The 18938-nt window shown below is 61.7% G+C and carries 16 protein-coding genes; 8 read left to right on the plus strand and 8 right to left on the minus strand.

Annotation, left to right across the window (positions count from 1 at the left end):
- Positions 1–70 precede the first annotated feature (70 nt).
- Together ACT53S_RS10160 and ACT53S_RS10165 are read left to right on the plus strand one after the other, a co-directional pair.
- Entirely contained in the window at positions 71–1675 is a 1605-nt protein-coding gene (locus ACT53S_RS10160) for a DUF2235 domain-containing protein (RefSeq protein ID WP_476066885.1), read from the plus strand.
- A gap of 105 nt (positions 1676–1780) precedes the next feature.
- Positions 1781–2302 carry a TIGR00645 family protein gene (locus tag ACT53S_RS10165; protein WP_113375274.1) on the plus strand — a complete coding sequence of 174 codons (522 nt, stop codon included), beginning with the start codon at positions 1781–1783 and terminating at the stop codon, positions 2300–2302.
- 159 nt (positions 2303–2461) lie between these two features.
- On the opposite strand, the gene putA is transcribed toward ACT53S_RS10165, so the two are convergent.
- Entirely contained in the window at positions 2462–5581 is a 3120-nt protein-coding gene (gene putA / locus ACT53S_RS10170; protein WP_476066886.1) for a bifunctional proline dehydrogenase/L-glutamate gamma-semialdehyde dehydrogenase PutA, read from the minus strand.
- A 107-nt stretch (positions 5582–5688) separates the two neighbouring features.
- Here putA and ACT53S_RS10175 point away from each other — a divergent pair, with 107 nt between their 5' ends.
- Positions 5689–6153, plus strand: coding sequence for an Lrp/AsnC ligand binding domain-containing protein (locus ACT53S_RS10175; RefSeq protein WP_113375272.1), 465 nt, complete (start codon positions 5689–5691; stop codon positions 6151–6153).
- A 153-nt stretch (positions 6154–6306) separates the two neighbouring features.
- On the plus strand, positions 6307–7023 hold the full coding sequence (locus ACT53S_RS10180) for a helix-turn-helix transcriptional regulator (protein ID WP_476066887.1): 717 nt from the start codon (positions 6307–6309) through the stop codon (positions 7021–7023).
- Between the two features lie 77 nt (positions 7024–7100).
- Here the strand turns inward: ACT53S_RS10180 and ACT53S_RS10185 are convergent, their stop codons facing one another.
- The 7 genes from ACT53S_RS10185 to ACT53S_RS10215 form a co-directional block, all read right to left on the minus strand.
- On the minus strand, positions 7101–8210 hold the full coding sequence (locus ACT53S_RS10185; protein WP_476066888.1) for a DUF2333 family protein: 1110 nt from the start codon (positions 8208–8210) through the stop codon (positions 7101–7103).
- Positions 8203–9498 (minus strand): DUF6638 family protein, encoded by a 1296-nt coding sequence (locus ACT53S_RS10190; RefSeq protein ID WP_476066889.1) that lies wholly within the window; start codon positions 9496–9498, stop codon positions 8203–8205. Before ACT53S_RS10190 ends, ACT53S_RS10185 begins: the two co-directional genes overlap by 8 nt.
- A complete protein-coding gene (locus tag ACT53S_RS10195) occupies positions 9495–9899 on the minus strand; it encodes an endonuclease domain-containing protein (protein ID WP_476066890.1) in 405 nt (134 codons plus the stop codon). The genes ACT53S_RS10190 and ACT53S_RS10195 overlap by 4 nt, the downstream gene beginning before the upstream one ends.
- Positions 9900–10064: 165 nt before the next feature.
- The gene (locus tag ACT53S_RS10200; RefSeq protein ID WP_476066891.1) at positions 10065–11978 is read right to left on the minus strand and encodes an AAA family ATPase; all 1914 of its coding nucleotides are present in this window, start codon (positions 11976–11978) and stop codon (positions 10065–10067) included.
- Positions 11979–11980: 2 nt separating this feature from the next.
- Positions 11981–13132, minus strand: a complete 1152-nt coding sequence (locus ACT53S_RS10205; RefSeq protein ID WP_476066892.1) for a hypothetical protein — start codon at positions 13130–13132, stop codon at positions 11981–11983.
- Positions 13133–13211: 79 nt separating this feature from the next.
- On the minus strand, positions 13212–14300 hold the full coding sequence (locus ACT53S_RS10210; RefSeq protein WP_476066893.1) for a hypothetical protein: 1089 nt from the start codon (positions 14298–14300) through the stop codon (positions 13212–13214).
- A 199-nt stretch (positions 14301–14499) separates the two neighbouring features.
- Positions 14500–14886, minus strand: a complete 387-nt coding sequence (locus ACT53S_RS10215) for a c-type cytochrome (RefSeq protein WP_142067810.1) — start codon at positions 14884–14886, stop codon at positions 14500–14502.
- A gap of 333 nt (positions 14887–15219) precedes the next feature.
- Here ACT53S_RS10215 and ACT53S_RS10220 point away from each other — a divergent pair, with 333 nt between their 5' ends.
- From ACT53S_RS10220 to ACT53S_RS10235, 4 genes are all read left to right on the plus strand, one after another.
- A complete protein-coding gene (locus ACT53S_RS10220; protein ID WP_476067465.1) occupies positions 15220–16110 on the plus strand; it encodes a choline ABC transporter substrate-binding protein in 891 nt (296 codons plus the stop codon).
- 93 nt (positions 16111–16203) lie between these two features.
- A complete protein-coding gene (gene choW, locus ACT53S_RS10225) occupies positions 16204–17079 on the plus strand; it encodes a choline ABC transporter permease subunit (RefSeq protein WP_113375262.1) in 876 nt (291 codons plus the stop codon).
- On the plus strand, positions 17076–18119 hold the full coding sequence (choV, locus tag ACT53S_RS10230) for a choline ABC transporter ATP-binding protein (protein WP_142067808.1): 1044 nt from the start codon (positions 17076–17078) through the stop codon (positions 18117–18119). The genes choW and choV overlap by 4 nt, the downstream gene beginning before the upstream one ends.
- A 50-nt stretch (positions 18120–18169) precedes the next feature.
- Positions 18170–18904 carry a HugZ family pyridoxamine 5'-phosphate oxidase gene (locus ACT53S_RS10235; protein WP_476066894.1) on the plus strand — a complete coding sequence of 245 codons (735 nt, stop codon included), beginning with the start codon at positions 18170–18172 and terminating at the stop codon, positions 18902–18904.
- Positions 18905–18938: the final 34 nt, after the last annotated feature.

Here is an 18938-nt window from a genome sequence, read left to right on the forward strand (position 1 = left end):
CACGAAAAGGTTGCAACCGCAGCGTGACATGCGATGATCAGGCTTTGACAGACGACAAGGGGGCCTGAGAATGAATCTCGTCATCTGCGCCGATGGCACCTGGAATACGCCGGACATGATTGAAAACGGCGTCCCGGCGCCGACCAATGTCTTCAAATTCTACAACTGCGTCTCACGAGTCCTCGCAAACGATGAGAAGCAGGAGCGCTACTATCATCAGGGCGTGGGCACCGAGGGCCCCACCGTCAAACGCATGTTCGAAGGCGGAACGGGGACTGGCCTGGGCAAGAACATCAAGAGCGCTTATCGCTGGCTGGCCGCGACCTACAACCCCGGGGACAAGGTCTTCCTCATCGGCTTCAGCCGAGGCGCCTATACCGTGCGCAGCCTGGGTGGCATGATCTCTCGTTGTGGGCTTGCGGATCTGCCTTGGACCAACAACCCCAAGCAGGCCTGGGATGCGGTTGATCGGATCTACGAGGAATACCGCAAGGAGAAGGCCAGCACCCTTGCGGCCAGTGCCGACCTCCCGTTTCACCACACCAAGGAAGGGGAACTGCCGGCATTAAAGACGCCGATACACTTCATTGGGGTATGGGACACCGTTGGGTCGCTCGGGATCCCCGATGATTTCGCGCTGCTCGACAAATTCGATTCCATCAAACGCCACGGTTTCCACAACACAGAAATCAGCGACATCGTCGGCCGCGCCCGCCATGCCGTCGCGATCGACGAAAAACGGCAGAACTTTGTGCCGACGCTTTGGAAGCCCAACCCGAAGGTCGACATGAAGCAGGTCTGGTTCCCCGGCGTGCATGCCGATGTCGGCGGCGGTTATGGCCGCTGCGGACTGTCGGACGGCGCCTTGCTCTGGATGATCAAGGAGGCTCAGGAGGCAGGCCTCCACTTCGATGAATCCTCCGTCCTGCAGATCCGCCCGAACGAGAGGGACGTGCTGCATGACTCCGTGCAGGGCTTCTTCAAAAAGATGAAGACGCGTCCGCGTGGCATCCCCCATTTCAACCACACGGCAAGGTCGGAGGAAATCCACGGCTCGGCCTACAATCGGCAGGCAGCCCAGTCGCTGAGCCAGGGAGAGTATTGGCACCAGCGCAAGATCCCGGCCGAGGTCAACATCTACGCCCAGGAACTCTGGAACAATACCGGAATCTTCCTGGAAGCCGGGAAGTCCTATCTCCTGACGGCCACGGGTGAGTGGATGGATGCCTCCATCAAATGCAGTCCAGCGGGGGCGACAGACGGCAGTTTTCAACCGGCCGAACTGATCTACGGCTTCGGCAATCTGGCCGGCGGGCTGCAGAGCCTGATCCGCAAGGTCGCGGGCAACGAGCGGCGCAGCATCCCTCTGGCACGGCGCGTGCCGGGCGCACCCTGGTTTGCCCTCATCGGCGTGGTGGCCAACGACTATCCGCCCCCGCCGCCCCAACCGCCGAAAAATGGACAAGTCGAAGAACTGCCACACGAGACTTTTGTCATCGCAAGCGGCACCACTTTAACGCCGGGCGCCAGCGGCTATCTGTTCTGCTTCGCCAACGATGCCTGGCACTTTTATGAAAACAACCGCGGGAGCGTGAGACTGAAGGTGGAAGAACTGGCCGCGCCGGCCAAACCAACGCCCGGAAAACCACAGAAGCCGCGCAAGGCGGGCGCATGACCAGCGTCGACACACAAGCCACGACTCCCCCGGCGGAACACCCCTTGTTCCGCCGGCCTCCCTCGTAGTATCTGCCAGCCAGTGTCGAAGCCTTGAGGGACCCCGATGAAATCGCTGGAACTGCTGATCGAGAAAATCATCCTGTCGAGCCGCTGGATCCTCGTCGCCTTCTATCTCGGCCTGGTCGCAGCCCTCGGCGTCTACGCCGTTGCCTTCGGCTACAAGTTCATCAAGGTCGCCCAGAACGTTTTCGTCTATGAAGACTTCCAGATGATCCTCGCCATGCTCGGTCTCATCGACGCCGCCCTGGTGGCGAGCCTGATCGTTATGGTGATGATCTCCGGTTATGAAAACTTCGTCAGCCGTTTCGATGAGGCCGATGACCAGGTCTCCTTCCTCGGCAAGCTCGATGCCGGCAGTCTGAAGATCAAGGTCGCCTCCTCGATCGTCGCGATCTCCTCGATCCACCTCTTGCAGGTCTTCCTCAACGCCAACCAGTACACCTCCGACAAGCTGATGTGGCTCACCCTCATTCACCTCGCCTTCGTCGTCTCGGCGGTGATGCTCGGTTATCTGGAGGTGATGATGAACGGCAAGAAGAAGGGTGGAGACGCGGACAAGATTTGAGGGGACCGCCCTCCCCTTGAGGGGGAGGGTCGGAGCGCGGCTCCGGGATGGGGTGATGGCTGGGACGCCAGCCCCGGATCGCAAGCCTCGCACTCGTAAAGGTTCACCCCCACCCGCCGCTTTGCGGCGACCTCCCCCCTCAAGGGGGAGGTGGGTATTTTACCCTTCCCCGATCGCAATCAGGCTCGCATTGCCGCCGGCCGCGGCCGTGTTGACGGAGATCACCTGCTCGACGGCAAAGCGGCTGAGATAGGCGGGACCACCCGCCTTGAAGCCGGTGCCGGACATGCCGGAGCCGCCAAAGGGCTGGGTGCCGACGACGGCGCCGATCATGTTGCGGTTGACGTAGATGTTGCCCGTGTCGAGCGCCTCGGTGACGGTGCGGATCGTCGCCTCGATGCGGCTGTGGATGCCGAGTGTGAGGCCATACCCCGTCGCGTTGATCGAACCGATCACCTTGTCGAGTTCCTTGGCCTTCCAGCGCACGACATGCAGAACCGGGCCAAAAATCTCCTTAGTCAGCGCCTCGGGCCGATCCAACTCGATGATATGCGGGGCAAAGAAATTGCCGGTCGCCGGCACCTTCCCGGCATAACGCACCTTCTGGGAACGCTTCATCTCCGCGACGTGGCCCTCCAGCATCGCCTTCTGCTTCTCGTCGATGACGGGGCCGATATCGGTGGTGATATCAAGCGGATTGCCGAGATTGAGTTCGCGGGCCGCACCCTCGATCATCTCGAGCATGCCATCGGCAATGTCTTCCTGCAGATAGAGGATCCTGAGCGCCGAGCAGCGCTGGCCGGCCGAGCGGAAGGCAGACATGACGACATCGTCGGCCACCTGTTCGGCAAGCGCGGTGGCATCGACGATCATCGCGTTCATGCCGCCGGTTTCGGCAATCAGCGGCACGATCGGTCCGTTCTTGGCAGCCAGCGTCCGGTTGATCGCCTGCGCCGTCGCCGTCGAGCCGGTGAAGGCGATGCCGGCAAGCTGCGGATGGGCGGCGATCGCCGCACCGACATCGCCGGCGCCCGGCAGCAGCATCAGCACATCTTCCGGCACGCCGGCCTTGTGGAAGAGTTTCACGGCCTCATAGGCGATCAAGGGCGTCTGCGGCGCAGGCTTGGCTATGACGGCATTGCCGGCGACGAGAGCGGCTGACACCTGGCCGAGGAAGATCGCCAGCGGAAAATTCCACGGCGAGATGCAGGCGAAGACGCCGCGGCCGCGCCAGGACAGGCGGTTCAGTTCGCCGGTCGGGCCGGGCATGACCTCGGCTTCGCCGAACTGTCTGCGGGCCTGAACGGCATAGTAACGGCAGAAATCGACCGCCTCGCGGATTTCGGCCACGCCGTCATCCAGCGTCTTGCCGGCTTCGAGCGCGAGCAGGGTCAGGAGACGGTCGCGATCAGCTTCTAGAAGGTCAGCGAGCTTGTCGAGGGTGGCAGCCCGCTCCTCAACGGAAAGGCGCGACCAGCGGGCAAAGCCCTTGCGGCCGGCGGCAAAGGCCCGGTCGACATCGGCGGGCGTAGCGTTGCGCACGGTTCCGACCTTCTTGCTGCGATCGGCGGGCGACAGAACCGCCTCGTCGCTCGTGGCACCGGTTGCACCCGGCACCAGCGGACGGGCCGCGATCTCTGAGAGAGAAACAGATATGCGCGCTATCAGCCGTTCCAGATTGTCGCGATGGCCGAATTCGAAGCCAGCGCTGTTTTTGCGGTCGCCATAAAGGCCAAGCGGCATCGGGATCTGGCTGTGGCGGGCACTCTGGCCATTGCCGAGGCCCAGCTTCTCCGTCGGACGGTCGAGCAGTACCTTGACTGGAATATTCTTGTCGCCGGCAACAGCCACGAAGGAGGAGTTCGCGCCGTTTTCGAGCAGACGGCGAACGAGATAGGCGAGCAAATCGCGGTAGCCGCCGACGGGCGCATAGATGCGGCAAGCGATGCGATCATTGCCCGACAGCAGCGTGTCGTAGAGGGCTTCGCCCATGCCATGCAGGCGCTGGAATTCGAAGCCGGAGCGATCGGCACCGGCAAGCTCGATGATCGTCGAGACGGTGAGCGCATTGTGGGTGGCAAATTGCGGGAAGATACGGGCCCGCTTTTCCATTAGTTTGGCCGCGCAGTGCAGATAGGACAGATCGGTCGCCGGCTTGCGGGTCCAAACGGGGTAATCGTCAAGGCCGCGCTCCTGGGCTCGCTTCACTTCCGTATCCCAATAGGCGCCCTTGACGAGGCGCACCATCATCCGGCGGCCGTATTGCTGGCAGAGGCTGTCGATATAGTCGATCACCTGCGGCGCGCGCTTCTGATAGGCTTGGATGGCCAGACCAAAACCGTCCCAGCCGGCCAGCGACGGATCGGCGAAGACAGCAGCGATCACGTCGAGCGAGAGCTCGAGACGATCCGCCTCTTCGGCATCGACAGTGAAGTTGAGCTGATGCGCCTTGGCCATCTGCGCGAGCTTCAGGAGATCAGGCACCAGTTCGCGCATCACCCGGTCACGATGGGTTGCGAGATAACGCGGATGCAGCGCCGAGAGCTTGACCGAAATGCCCATGCGGTTCGGCAGCTGCTGGCTCTTGCCGTGTTTGGCCATATGCGCGCCGATTGCCTCAATCGCCATGGCGTAGGACTGGAAATAGCGTTTTGCGTCTTCGGCCGTGCGGGCGCCCTCGCCCAGCATATCGAAGGAATGGCGATAGCCGCGCTCCTCGCTCTTGGCCGCGCGCGACAGTGCGTCCTTGATCGTTTCGCCGAGCACGAAATGATGGCCGAGGAAACGCATGGCCTGTTTGGTGGCCGAGCGCACGGTGGGCAGGCCCAGCCGCTTGACGAGGCCGCGCATCACGCCTTCAGGCGTTTCGCCCGGGCGGATGACACGGGCGGAAAGCCCCAGCGCCCAGGCAGAGGCGGAGACGAACCAGCTGTCGCCATGCGCCTCGTGTTCGCTCCAGCCGCCCTCTTTCAGCTTGTCCTCGATCAGGCGGTCCTGGGTAAGTGCATCCGGCACGCGCAAGAGCGCTTCGGCGAGCACCATCAGCGCCAAACCTTCGCGGGTCGACAGACCATATTCGCGCAAGAAGTCCTCGACGCCGCCGACCGAACCGGAATTGCTGCGGATCGCTTCGATATAGGTCGTGGCGCGCCGGTCGATGGCGCCGTTCTGGCTTTCCGACAGCGAAAGGCGCGAGGCGAAATGGCGGATGAGCTGGTCGTCGTCGCCGGCGTAAGGGGCTTCGAAGCGCGGAAAATCTGTCGTGGATGCCTTGATCATTGTCACCTCCGTGTTATCGGCAACATATCTTCGGATTTGCCGGATTTCCCACTATTCTTCAGTCACTTTTCTGGCATACTCTCTACCAAAATGGAGCTTTATAGCGAATGAGCAAGGAACTTGATCGCCTCGACCGCAAGATCCTCCGCGCGCTGCAGGCAGAGGGCCGCCTGACCAACATCGAGCTTGCCGAACGCGTGAACCTGTCACCGACAGCCACCGCCGAACGCGTGCGACGCCTCACGCGGGAGGGCTACATTACCGGCTATGCCGCCATCCTGTCGCCGCAGAAGCTCGGCCGCAATCTGTTGGTTTTCATCGAGGTAAAGCTGGACCGCACGACGGCCGATGTTTTCGACACCTTCGCGGCGGCCGTCAAACGCTCCGACGACGTGATGGAATGCCATATGGTGGCGGGCGGCTTCGATTATCTGGTCAAGGCCCGCGTGGCCGGCATGGAAGCGTACAGGCAGTTTCTGTCGGAGGTCATCCTGCCTCTGCCGGGCGTGCGCGAGACCCACACCTATGCGGTGATGGAGGAAGTGAAGGCCGGTTCCGCCCTGCCCGTATGAATTTTGAGGTAATCAGCAGTTGCCATTTTGAACGGCATCGGTCAGAAATTAGTCATATTAATGCACCCAGGGGCCGAAAACCCCTAGCATTTCACCCGGAACCATATATTTGTTCAAACTTACAATTAGTTCTCAACTTTCGAAACTAGAAAAATGCTGCCACAACGACAGACGCTCTTGAGTGAGGAAATCGGGAGCTGCCAAAACCGTGCGGAACTGTTGGAAAGCTGGAAGCAGGCCGCCCGGGAATACGACCTCGACCACGTGACGCTCGCGGTTGCTCCCACGGCGCAGGACAAGATCATCGGACCGCTGGTGCGTGAAACCACGCTTCCGGCCGACTATTGCCGTGAGTTCGATCGCCAAGCCTTCCTGCGCTATTGCCCGACGGTGCCGCACATTTCCCGCACGATCATGCACGGGACCTGGTGGCTTGGGGCCGACGGTCGCACGCCGGATTTCGAATGCCCGCCGGCGCTCATGGAGCTGATGCGCCAATACGACCTCCTGATGGGTATCCTCTTTTCGCTCACGGCGATCGACGGCACACGCTATGTCGTGCGCTACGATGGGAAGCGCACCCCGCTCGCCCAGTCCGAGATCAACGAATTGTCCATGCTGACGACCCAGGCCTTCGACGTATTCGATCGGCTGCGCCGCACGGCCAGCAACACGAATGTGCTTTCGGCCCGGGAACTGGAAGTCGTGCGCTGGACGGCCCAGGGCAAGACCTCGCTGGAAATCGGTCAGATCCTCTCGCTCTCCGATCACACCGTGAACGCTTACATGACGAATGCCATCCGCAAGCTCGACTGCGTCAACCGCACCCAGCTGGTCGCCAAGGCCATTCGGATGAAGATCATCAGCTGAAGCCGACGAGGCGATGACGACATAAGAAAGGCCCGGTTTCGCCACCGGGCCTTTCTCTGTTGAGGCGGCCGGGACCGTTAGCGATCCAGGATCGCGCGGATTTCAACCATGTTGGATCGGACGCGCAGGATATAGAAACCCATGGTCGCGAGATGCGTCGGCATGATCCAGCCGTCTTCGCTGCCGTTCGAGATGATGGCCGGCTGGATGCGCAACGCGCCCTGAAGCTGCCGCTCCATTTCGGTCCAGACGGCGGTCAGGTTGCGCTCGCGAATGACCTCGCCGAAATCGGCACGGGTTGCCTGCAGCAGCGCATACTGCGCATAAAGCTGGCCATAGGCGAACCAGAAGCGGTCATCCGCACGCGTGTCGAACCAGCCGGCATTGAACTCTTCCGAGCGACGGCGAAGGATGTCGGTGGTGTTACCGAGATCGCTCGCCATGCCGTCGAGCAACTGCAACAGATTGTCCGATCGGGTGTCGAACACGGATTCGCAGTTTGCGAGCGAGGTGTTGAAGCGGTTCCAGCTTTCAACGGCCGCACGATAATAGCTCGGCGTCGGCGTTTTGAAGCCGAAGGGGTCGGTGCCAAAATACCATGTGCCCTCGTCGAACTGGATATTGCCGCGGGCATCCTGGAGATCATTGTTGATGCCGGACGTTCCGCGCACACGACCGAGATTGTCCGCGAGCTGGATCGCCGTGCGGCGCACGACCTGGTTCACCCCACGCTGGAACGAGGCCTTGTTGTCCATGAAGGGTGTATTGTCCCAGTCGAGCCCGAACAGACCGAGCTTGTAGAGCAGTGTCGAGGAGATCCAGGCGTTTTGATTGACGTTCTGGTCGGTCAGTGCAGCCGACATCATGACGACCGCCGAATCCTGGCAGCGATTCACCTGGTTCGGCAGCGGCGCCCCGGCCGGCACCGTGCGCTCCTGGAACTTGTAGGACTGGGCAAATGCCGGATCGAAACCGTACCAGACCTGCGTCCGGTAGATGAACTGGCCGTAGAAGATGACGAGCAGCACGAGCACGGCCAGAATCGGTCCCTTGATGATCCAGCTGCGATCCCGATACCAGCCATGAGCCGCAAGAAACGGCCAGAGCAGCCAGGCGACCACCATGCCGATGCCGCGACCGATCGCGGCAAAGACGCGCTGGAAAAACGCGATGATCGGGTCAAGCATGGTCATCTCCTAGTCCGTAGAGGCGTTTGCGGAAGGCAGCCTTGTCTTTCAGATAAGTGTCGGACAGGCGGGATACAACATAATCACGATAGGCTTCCGGGTAGCGGTCATAGGCGCGGTAGAAGCCCTGCTTGTCGAAGACGAAGCGCGAAACGAAATCCTCGGGCGTCAGATGCGCAATGAGCCGGTTCGTCAGCCACTGGTCGGGATGGCGAGGCTCGGCGCGCACCAACCAGAGCCTGAGCTTCGGATCGATATCGGCCATGCGCAGATTGCCCGTGCGCGACAGCGTCCGCAGCGCCTCCTGCAGCAGTGGATAGACACCCCGCTCGTTGATCGCCTTGGCGTGCCGATGCAGGAAGGTCTGCATCCACACGGCGTCGATGCGGGTGAGATCGGGCACCGGATCAAGCGTCGCGGCAACCGAGAGCAGCGCCATTTCCAGCCGATGGGCGAAAAGGCCTGAGCTTTCCACCCAGCTCGCCCGCGGCAATTCCAGCCGGCCGGTGCGCGCGAGGAAATCGCCGACCTGTGCCGTGTCCTCGATCGAGATATAGCTGACCTGCCAGGGCCGCGACCGCCGGAAGCCGGGGGCCTCGGGATCGCAGATCACGGTGGTGATTTTCTCGTCGACGAAGACGAAGACGCCGCCGAAGTGATCGGCCCAGAAGGCATCATGGCGGAAGACAAGCTTGTCCGGCACCAGGGTGTTCTGGCGGATGTCGCCTGTCTCCTTGGCAAGCGCCACCATCTGCTCCAGCATGGCATTGTCGCGCCAGGCATTCGGGCTCGTCACCAGCGCGTCGCAGAGCTGGCGCAACTGCCCTGCCTTGCCGAGCAGGTCCTCGGCCGACAAGACCTTGAACTTCACCTCGTTGATGGACAGCAGATCCTCGAGCGTCTTGACCTCGGAAACGCTATCCTCGATCTCACCATAGAGCGTGTCCTTCAGCGTGATCGCGTGGATCGCCCGCGCATTGGCGGCGAAGAACTCGTGCATCAGGCCGGCGGTGTTGGAGAAGCTCGTATGCACCACCGGCAGGCTGTCCTGCTCCGGCGTCAGGATGATGAAGCGCCTGTTGACCTTCAGCGGGTCGAGATAATCCGGGTCCCCCAGTTCCTCCGCCACCTGCGGCGAAAATCCGGTGATGTCGATGTCAAATTCGGCAAGCTTCGTTTCCGGCAGGCCGAAGGCGACCAGCGCCTTGTTGTAGCGGGCAATCAGATGCGGCTCACGGATGGGCAGGAGGCGACCATAGATGAGCTCGGCTTGGAGGAGGCGGTTCATGCCGACCACTCCCCCGGAAGGTAGGTCAGGTCGCGACTGAGAACGGCTTCGTTGATCCGACCATCAAGGATGGCGATCAGAGTTTCGAGCACGGCTTCGCGTTCTCGCAACACATCTGCGTTCCAGAACCTAACGACTGACCACCCATTGGCATTCATAAATACATTCCGTTTCGCATCATATTCACTGTCCGCATGCTGACTGCCATCGACCTCCACGACCAAGAGGGCCTCGCGGCAGGCAAAGTCCGCGAAGTAGGGTCCGATCGGAAGCTGCCGGACGAATTTGTGCCCCGCCAAACGCCTTGCCCGCGATTCGCTCCACAAGGCGGCCTCTGCATCGTTCTCGACCTTGCGAAGGCTCCTCGCACGCGCCGTTTTCCCCTTGTTCGCCCCTCGCATGCCTTGCCCTCGCCCTTATCCGTCGGCGCTCTGCAATTGCCCCTCACCCTACCCTCTCCCCGCAAGGGGCGAGAGGGAGGAGCGCTACGCTGACCGCCCGGCCTTCTCCCAGCCTGCGGGGAGAAGGTGCCCGAAGGGCGGATGAGGGGCAAGCGAGGCGCTCACTTACCATCTCCCCTCCCCCTTCATCTTCTCGATCTCCCCGATCGCGCGCTCGCGCTGCCGCTCCCTTCGAATGATCTCGCTGACCGCCGCATCATCCGACTTGTCGGCATAGCGGAATTCGCTATCGGCGTAGCGGTTGATCTCCTGAAGGATCATCTCCATGGTCACCGGACCGCGCAGCTCGGATATCATCGCCTTCTTCTCGTCGTAGCTCTTGTGGACGAAAGCCTCGGGGCTTTCGAACCAGGCGTCGGGCAGCTCGACATCCATCGCCCGCATCTTGATCGCATCGGTGATGTTCTTGATGGCGCGGCCGGTGAAGCGCGGTTCGGCGAGCTTGATCGCATGCAGATAGGCGCCGACATCGGCGAGCGTCTCGATCTTGCCCTCGCTCTTCTCGAAGCGTTCCCAGACGGCCACGAGCCCGTCCTCCTTGGGCCGGTCATGCTCGCCATAGGAGCGAGTGACGGCCTTCTGGATTTCCTGACCGGCAAACAGCTGGTGTTCGCCGAGCGGGATCTGATGGTTCTTGCCGACGAGCAGCGAGAAGATGTCGATATAGTCCTCGCGCGTCTGCGGCCCATCGACCAGCCAACGGGCACCGGCGCGCTGGCGCAGCGCATCGTCGACATTCTCAGGGTAATTGGAGAACATGCCGAAGGTGGCATTGCCCCGAACCACGGTCGAGGCGCCGGCGAAACTTTCCATCAAGACGGCTGTCACCTCGTGCTGACCGGCCGAGGCCCGGTCGTCGGAGCGTTTGGCGGTGACCTGGTCGATGTCGTCGATCGTGCCGAAGCCGATGACGCGCGGGTTGAGCACGTTGTTGACGAAGGCCTTGCAATTCTGGCCCGACTTGCCCTGATAGGACGAGATCTGGTCGACGCCGAAATTCTCGTAATGGAACGCGTAGCCCGCCATCTTGCAATAGTCGTTGAGCAGCCCTGCCAGCATCTGGATCAGGATCGTCTTGCCCGTGCCCGGCATACCGTCGCCGATGAAGGTGAAGAGGAAGCCGCCGAGCTCGACGAAGGGGTTCATCTGCCGGTCGAAATCATAGGCCATCAGCATCTTGGCGAGCTTCAGCGCCTGGTACTTGGCGATGTGATTGCCGATGATCTCTTCCGGTTTCTTGAAACTCATCGTGAGCGGCTTCGACTTCGCGCCCGGCGCGCCATCGAAACCATCGAGCGTGAAATCGTCCTGATCGACGCGGATATGGGCGTTTTCGAAGACGCCCAGATGTTCGAAGCGCGCCTTGCGGGAGAGAAGCCCGTCAAGCGCGAGGTCAGCCAGACCGCGCACGCGCCCGACCAGCGTCGCATCGTCGCCGGCCCCCTGCACGGCCGTGTCGATTCCGGCGACCATACTCTTCAAGGCATCCTGGGCCGTATCGAAGAGGAAGTCGGGCTCCCGGATACCGTCGAGCTGCTCGCCCTCTCCCGCCACGGTGGACTTGAGGTAGGCAGCAAAGGCAAAGGCCGCGGCATAGGCCTGGGACGCAAGCAAGGCCTTGAAGCGGGCCGCTTCCTCGCCCTGCAGGGGTGCCGAGATATTGCGGGCCTGCAGGGGTTCAAGCTCGCTCTGCCGGGCAAAGACATCGGCGATCGCGAGCGCCACCTGGGCGCCGCGCCGAACGCGATAGAGCACGGTGTGCTGGGCCGGCGTCAGAAGCGGATCGGCCGTACCGGTCGACTGGATGGTCTTGGCAAGCTCGATCTCCCGCGTGCGGCGCACCGAGCCCGTCGAAACGGTGGAGACGAACCGCCGCCCGGTGCCGGCGATCGGGGCGCCAGAGGCGCCGTCGCCCTGATCGAGAACGATCACTCGAGTTACCAGTCCCTGGGCAACAGCCAGATGTTTGGCGATATCCTCTTCGCGGAGCGTCGTCAGCCCTGCCGTCAGCTCGCTCATGCTCAGACCTCGCTCACAATCTGGTTTCCTGAAATCACATGCACCTTGAAATTGCCGAAGATCGCCTTGACTTCATTGGCCGCGTAGAGGGCCTGATAGGCGTCATGCGGCACCAGCGCGTGTTTCTCATAGGTCGAGACACCCATGCGCGCGGCTTCGAGATCATGCGTCTCGATATGGAATTCCTGAGAGGCCGGGGTCGAGGAGAAGAAGCCCTTCACCGCCGGCTGCTCGCGCTTGGAGAAGACCTCCTGCACCGTCCAGGTCATCACCCAGGCATTTTCCGGCTTACGCACCCGATCGAGGATCTCGGTCACCCGATCGGAATTCTCGGTGAGCCCAGTCGAGTAGAGCGGCCCGAGCACGACGCGCCGCACCGACTTCGGATGAAGGTTCGGGAAATCGCGGTCCATATTGGTCGCGATCGTGGCCGGTGTTAGCGAATAGGCCGAGTTCTTGGCGCAGAAATCATCGAAGCTGCGGGCAAGCTCCGGATTGAGCAGACCGCCGACCGGCAAAGGGATCTCGACCGCCTCGTTCAGCCTGCCGTCCTCTGTCACGAGGATCTTCGTGACGTTTTCAGAGGAATCCTCGACCGTCGCCAGATAGATCATCGGCAGCGTAGTCACGCCGTCGAAGGCGGCCCAGTTCACGAGATAGGACGGACGGCGCGACTGCGGGTTGACCGTCACGGCAACGGTGGTTGGCAGGACGAAGGGCGAGAAGATCTCGCCAGCGCCGACCTGTTCGAGATAGAGCCGTTCGGCGATCTGTTGCTGCAGGGCCGAGGGGAAATCCTTCTGCCGCAGGATGAAATCGACCATCTCCTCGCGCAGCTTGTCGACGTCAGGAATGGTCGAGAGCCGCGTCGCCGCCCCCGCCCGGTCATTTTCGAGTTCCAGCACGTTCTGGAAGATCGGAAAACCGCTTTCCGCCTGGGCGATCTTGAACTGGCCAGTGAAGCCGATCCGGTTCTGCCAGGAGGTGAAGGAATTCCGCAGCCGGTCCAGATAGGGCAGCATATGCAGCGTCGGCGGGCCCTTCTCGCCAAAGCGGCGATCGGTCTGCCCGAAGAACTGTTCGAGACCGGCCAGTGCCGCAGCCATGGTAGCAAAGTAGTGCGACACGGCACTGTTGCGATCGACGACGTTCATGCCCCTCCCCCGCTCAAACAGTCTGTCCATCCGGGAAGCGGAACGCGGCTAAATCGCCGCGCCCACATTTCCCGCATGATCAGGGCTTCACGTAGTTGGCAGCATCATGCTTGTCGAGAACCGCCTGGAAGCGCCGGGCGAAAGCCTCGTCGGCGAGCTTCTTGCGGCGCTGGATGTCCTGCGTGGAGAGCATGTTCTTCTCGTGCAGCTCCAGCAGGTCTCCGATATGCCGCTGGGCGGCCGCACCGATGCCGGCCATGGTTTCCTCCGCTGCCGTATCAACCTGGCTGCCGAGCGTGTTGATCCGATGCGCCACATCCTGCTGGGCGGCTGTCTTCAACGAGTCCTCGAGCGCCTTGTAAAGAACGATGCGCTGTTCGGTGTCGATCGTCAGCTTGTTGATCAGCGTGTTCTGCGCGGCGATCTGGTTGTTCAGGCTGTCCACGAAGGTCTGGAACATCGAGGTGTAGCGTTCCAGCGTCTGGCTCTCGGCCAGCAGCTCCTGTTCGCGCGCCTGGGCCTGGTTATAGTCGGTCGCAAGCTTCGAACGCTCGGCTTCCAGCGCCGTGCGCTCGGACGAGTCGGTCGAGGCTGCGATCTTGTTTTCGATGTCGAGCAGCGCCGGGTTCAGCGTCTCGATCGTCTTCTGGGTCTCTTCGAGATTGGCAATCGTCTGCTTGCGCCGCTCGATCACCTGCACGAGGCTTGCCTCAGAGGTCTTGTAGCGCTCTTCGAGAACCGTCTTCTGCTCCTTCAGGATGCCGACGATGCTGTCGGACTTCGCGAGCAGTTCCTGCAGATTGCCGGCAAGCGACATGTTGCGCACGCGCTCGGTGCGCATGCGCTGCGCCTTTTGCTTCGAGAAGATGCCGATGAACTTTTCCATGCCGGAAAAGCTCTTCATGCTTTCGAACTCGGCGCCGAACACATTGGTTGCGTCTTCGAGCCCGATGATCAGGTCGGCGATATTCGCCTCCATCACCTTCTGCTGGTTGAGGACATCGGAGATCCTGGCATTCTCGATATCGAAATCCTGGCCGGTGAGCTTGCTGTCGCTCCTGGCCAGCGTGTCGAGCACCACGCCGGACTGCTCGATCTTGCCGCGCATCTCGGAGACGACCTTGCGTGTCTTCTCGATTTCGCTGTCGAAGGATTGCAAACTCGCCATGTTCTCTCCCTGTCCTCATACCGGCGACACGCCGGCCTCGTTGCCACCATAGCGGGTTTCGCCGTGTGGAAAAGCACCGCATCTCACAAAGCGGAGCACCACCGTTCGATATGGATGGCTCCGTGCCCTGCACAAGAGGCGCTATCAGAGAAATGCGACAGCCGCGAAACGGGCTGTCGCAGTCTGGAGTTGCAGCCGCTTATTGTCCGCCGGCGGCCGGATCCTTCAGATAGGCGATGATGTTGACGAGATCCTCGTCCTTCTTGACGCCGGCAAAGGCCATCTTTGTGCCCTTGACCACCGCTTTCGGCGCCTTGAGATATTCCGTGAGCAGCGCTTCGTCCCAGACTTTGCCTGCACCGAATTCCGTCATGGCGGGAGAGTACTTGTAGTCGGCGATCGAGGCCACCGGGCGCCCGACAACGCCCTGCAGCGTCGGACCGACCTTATTCTTGGCCTCGGTGGCGATATGACAGGCCGAACAGACCTTGAAGGCCTTGGCACCGGCGACGGGATCGCCATCGGCAAGGGCTGGCAACGGCAGGGCGAGCGCAGACAACAGCACGAGCATGGAAGACGTTTTCATCGAATCTCCTCTTGATCCTTGGGACAGCGCCGGCAAGCGCTGCGCCATCCTGATACCCGTTCGCACGAGACGGCAAGTACGCGCATTGACGCGCATCAATTCCCACTAATTTTTGGCATTCGCGACATCGACGCCGGAATGCGACAGACAAAGGGATTTCAGGTCGCAAACAGAGGTCCTGCCGCGACGCAAACGCGCGCTCATCCTTGCAATTATCCCGTATTGAATGTTGACTTGGGAACTTCAATAAAAAAACGGGAGCCTGAAATGACCACCATCCTCGCTTGTCGCCGCACCCTCGTCGCCACCGTCTCGCTGCTGGCGATCTCCGCCATGCCGCTCGCGGCGGCAGAAGCCGAGAGCTGCTCGACCGTCCGCTTCTCCGATGTCGGCTGGACCGACATCACCGCCACCACCGCGACCGCCTCGGTCATCCTGAAGGCGCTTGGCTACGAACCGACCACCACGGTTCTCTCGGTCCCGGTCACCTATTCCTCGCTGAAGAACAAGGACATCGACGTCTTCCTCGGCAACTGGATGCCGACCATGGAAGGCGACATCGCGCCGTATCGCGACGACAAGTCCGTCGAAATCTTCGGCCCCAACCTCGAAGGCGCGAAATACACGCTCGCCACCAATGCCAAGGGTGCGGAACTCGGCATCAAGGATTTTGCCGACATCGCCAAGAACGCCGATGCACTCGGCGGCAAGATCTACGGCATCGAGCCGGGCAATGACGGCAACCGCCTGATCCTCGACATGATCGACGGCAACAAGTTCGATCTCGGCAAGTTCGAAGTGGTCGAATCCTCCGAACAGGGCATGCTGGCCCAGGTGGCACGTGCCGAAAAGGATGGCGAGCCGGTGGTCTTCCTCGGCTGGGAACCGCATCCGATGAACGCCAACTTCAAGCTGACCTATCTTTCGGGCGGCGACGACGTCTTCGGACCGAACTTCGGCGGCGCGACCATCTATACCAACACCCGCGCCGGCTACACCACAGAGTGCCCGAATGTCGGCAAGTTCGTCACAAACCTCAAGTTCTCGCTCCAGATGGAGAACGAGATCATGGGCAAGATCCTGAACGACGGCGCCGACGCCGAAGCCGCAGCGACCGACTGGCTGAAGGCCAACCCGGCCGTGATCGAACCCTGGCTTGCCGGCGTGACCACGAAGGACGGCGGTGAAGGCTTGCCGGCGGTGAAGACGGCCCTCGGCCTCTGAGATCAGTCCATCGACACGGACACCGCGCGGACGGAAGGGGGAGCCGGCCGCGCGGTCTCCAGGCAATGCATCTGAGCCGGTTCGGGGACATCCATGAATTTTCTGACTGACTACAAATTGCCCATCGGGGCATTCTCGAAGAGTTTCGTCGACTGGTTGACGACCAATCTCGACGTACTGTTCAACCTGATCGCGACGATCCTGAGCGCCTCTATCAACGCGATGCTGTTCGTCCTGCAGGGCCCATTCCTGAAGGGCACGGCGCTCGAACCCTTCTATCCGCTGCTGATGATCCTCCTCTTCTCGCTGTTCGCCTGGGTCATGCGCCGGTCGATGGGTGTCGTCGTCTTCACCTTTCTCGGCCTTCTCTTGATCTATAACCAGGGCTACTGGAAGGAGACGATGGAAACGCTGGCGCTCGTGCTCGCCGCAGCCGGCGTTTCGATGGTGATCGGCGTGCCGATCGGCATCGCCTGCGCCCGCCGTCCCTGGCTCTACACGGCAGTCCGCCCCGTGCTCGACCTGATGCAGACCATCCCGACCTTCGTCTACCTGATCCCGGCCCTCATCCTGTTTGGCCTCGGCATGGTGCCGGGCCTGATCGCCACGGTCATCTTTGCCATTCCCGCTCCGATCCGTCTGACCCGGCTCGGCATCATCTCGACCCCGCCTTCGCTGGTCGAAGCGGCGATCGCCTTCGGCGCGACCCCGTCCCAGGTGCTGCGCAAGGTGGAACTGCCGTTTGCCACGCCGCAGATCATGGCCGGCCTCACCCAGACCATCATGCTCTCGCTGTCCATGGTGGTCATTGCCGCGCTCGTCGGCGCCAGCGGCCTCGGCGTGCCGGTCGTGCGCGCGCTGAACACCGTCAACATCGCCCGCGGTTTCGAGGCAGGCCTCTGCATCGTCATCCTCGCCATCATTCTTGACCGGATCTTCCGCATCCCCGGCATGGGAGACGACGCATGAGCGACGCAGTAATCTTCGGCAATGTCGACATCGTCTTCGGCGACAATCCCCAGCGCGCCCTCGACCTCGTCGACAAAGGCAAGACCCGCGACGAGATCGGCGCTGAAACCGGCCTGGTGCTCGGCGTTGCCGGCGCTTCGCTTTCGGTGAAGGAAGGCGAAATCCTTGTCCTGATGGGTCTCTCCGGCTCCGGCAAATCGACCCTCCTGCGCGCGGTCAACGGGCTCGCCCCTGTCGTTCGCGGCAATGTCGGGGTCAAGACGGATGCCGGCTTCGTCGATCCCTACAAGGCATCGGCAAACGTGCTGCGCGACCTGCGCATGCACACGGTCTCCATGGTCTTCCAGCAGTTCGGCCTCCTGCCCTGGCGCACCGTCGCGGAAAATGTCGGTTTCGGCCTCGAACTCGCCGGCGTGCCCGATGCCGAGCGCGAGAAGACGGTGGCGACCCAGCTCGAACTGGTCAATCTGTCGAAATGGGCGGATCGCAAGGTCCAGGAACTGTCCGGCGGCATGCAGCAGCGTGTGGGCCTTGCCCGCGCCTTTGCCACCGGCGCACCGATCCTCCTCATGGACGAACCCTTCTCGGCGCTCGACCCGCTGATCCGCACCCGCCTGCAGGACGAACTTCTCGAATTCCAGGCACGCCTGAAGAAGACCATCCTCTTCGTCAGCCACGATCTCGACGAGGCCTTCCGCATCGGCAACCGCATCGCCATCATGGAAGGCGGGCGCATTATCCAGTGCGGTACGCCGCAGGAAATCGTCCAGAACCCGACCAACCAGTATGTCGCTGACTTTGTGCAGAACATGAACCCGATCAACATGTTGACCGCCGCCGACGTGATGCGCGACGGGGTGACGGGCGAGCAGGGTCAAGTCACAGGTACAACCGCCCCGCGCACGCCGCTGGTCGACGTGCTGGACGCCTTGGCACGGCAACCCGGCACGATCGGGGTCGTTGACAACGGCGTCGTCATCGGCACCATCGACGCCCAGGATGTCGTGAGCGGCCTGACCAGGCACCGACGCAAGGCATGAGCCGGCCGGACATCCGTGAACTTCAAGGGGCGGATGCCGGAGACCACGACATGACAGACAAACCAAAGGTGATTCGCGACACCGACGACGATGCGCGCCGCCAGGCGCGCATTTTGCTGCGCGGCGCGCGGTTCGCGGCCATCGGCGTGATCGATCCCGAAACCGGCTTCCCCTTCGTCAGCCGTGTGTTGCTCGGAACCGACATCGACGGTGCCGCCGTCATCCTCGTTTCCAACCTGTCGGCGCATACCAGCGCCCTGCTCGCCGATCCGCGCGCCTCGCTGTTGACCGGGGAACCCGCCAAGGGCGATCCGCTCGCCCATCCGCGTCTGACGGTGCAATGCCTTGCCGAAAGCGTCGAGCGCGACAGCGCCACCCATGCCCGCCTGCGCGGTCGTTTCCTCGCCCGCCACCCGAAATCGCAGCTCTATATCGACTTTCCCGACTTCCGGTTTTTCCGCCTACTCCCCGAACGGGCGAGCCTCAACGGCGGCTTCGGTCGCGCCTATCATTTGGGCAGGGAGGATTTCTTCATACCGATTCCCATCGATAATTTTTGGGAGGATCAGGCGGCCCTTTTGCGAGATTTAGGGGGGCTGGAGCCCGGCTTGGCGTCGCGGATCGCCACCGAAATTTACCACGCGCCGGACGGAAACTGGACGGTTTGCGGCGTCGATTCCCAGGGAATTGACTTGATTTTCAAAGACATGCTAATCCGGCACGAATTTGTGATATCCGTCACAGACAGAGACGAATTAGAATTAGTGTTACCTAAATCAGAATAAGCGGTACCTTAAATTTAGGCATATACAATTTTAT

This window comes from Allorhizobium sp. DMC15, from assembly GCF_056314065.1.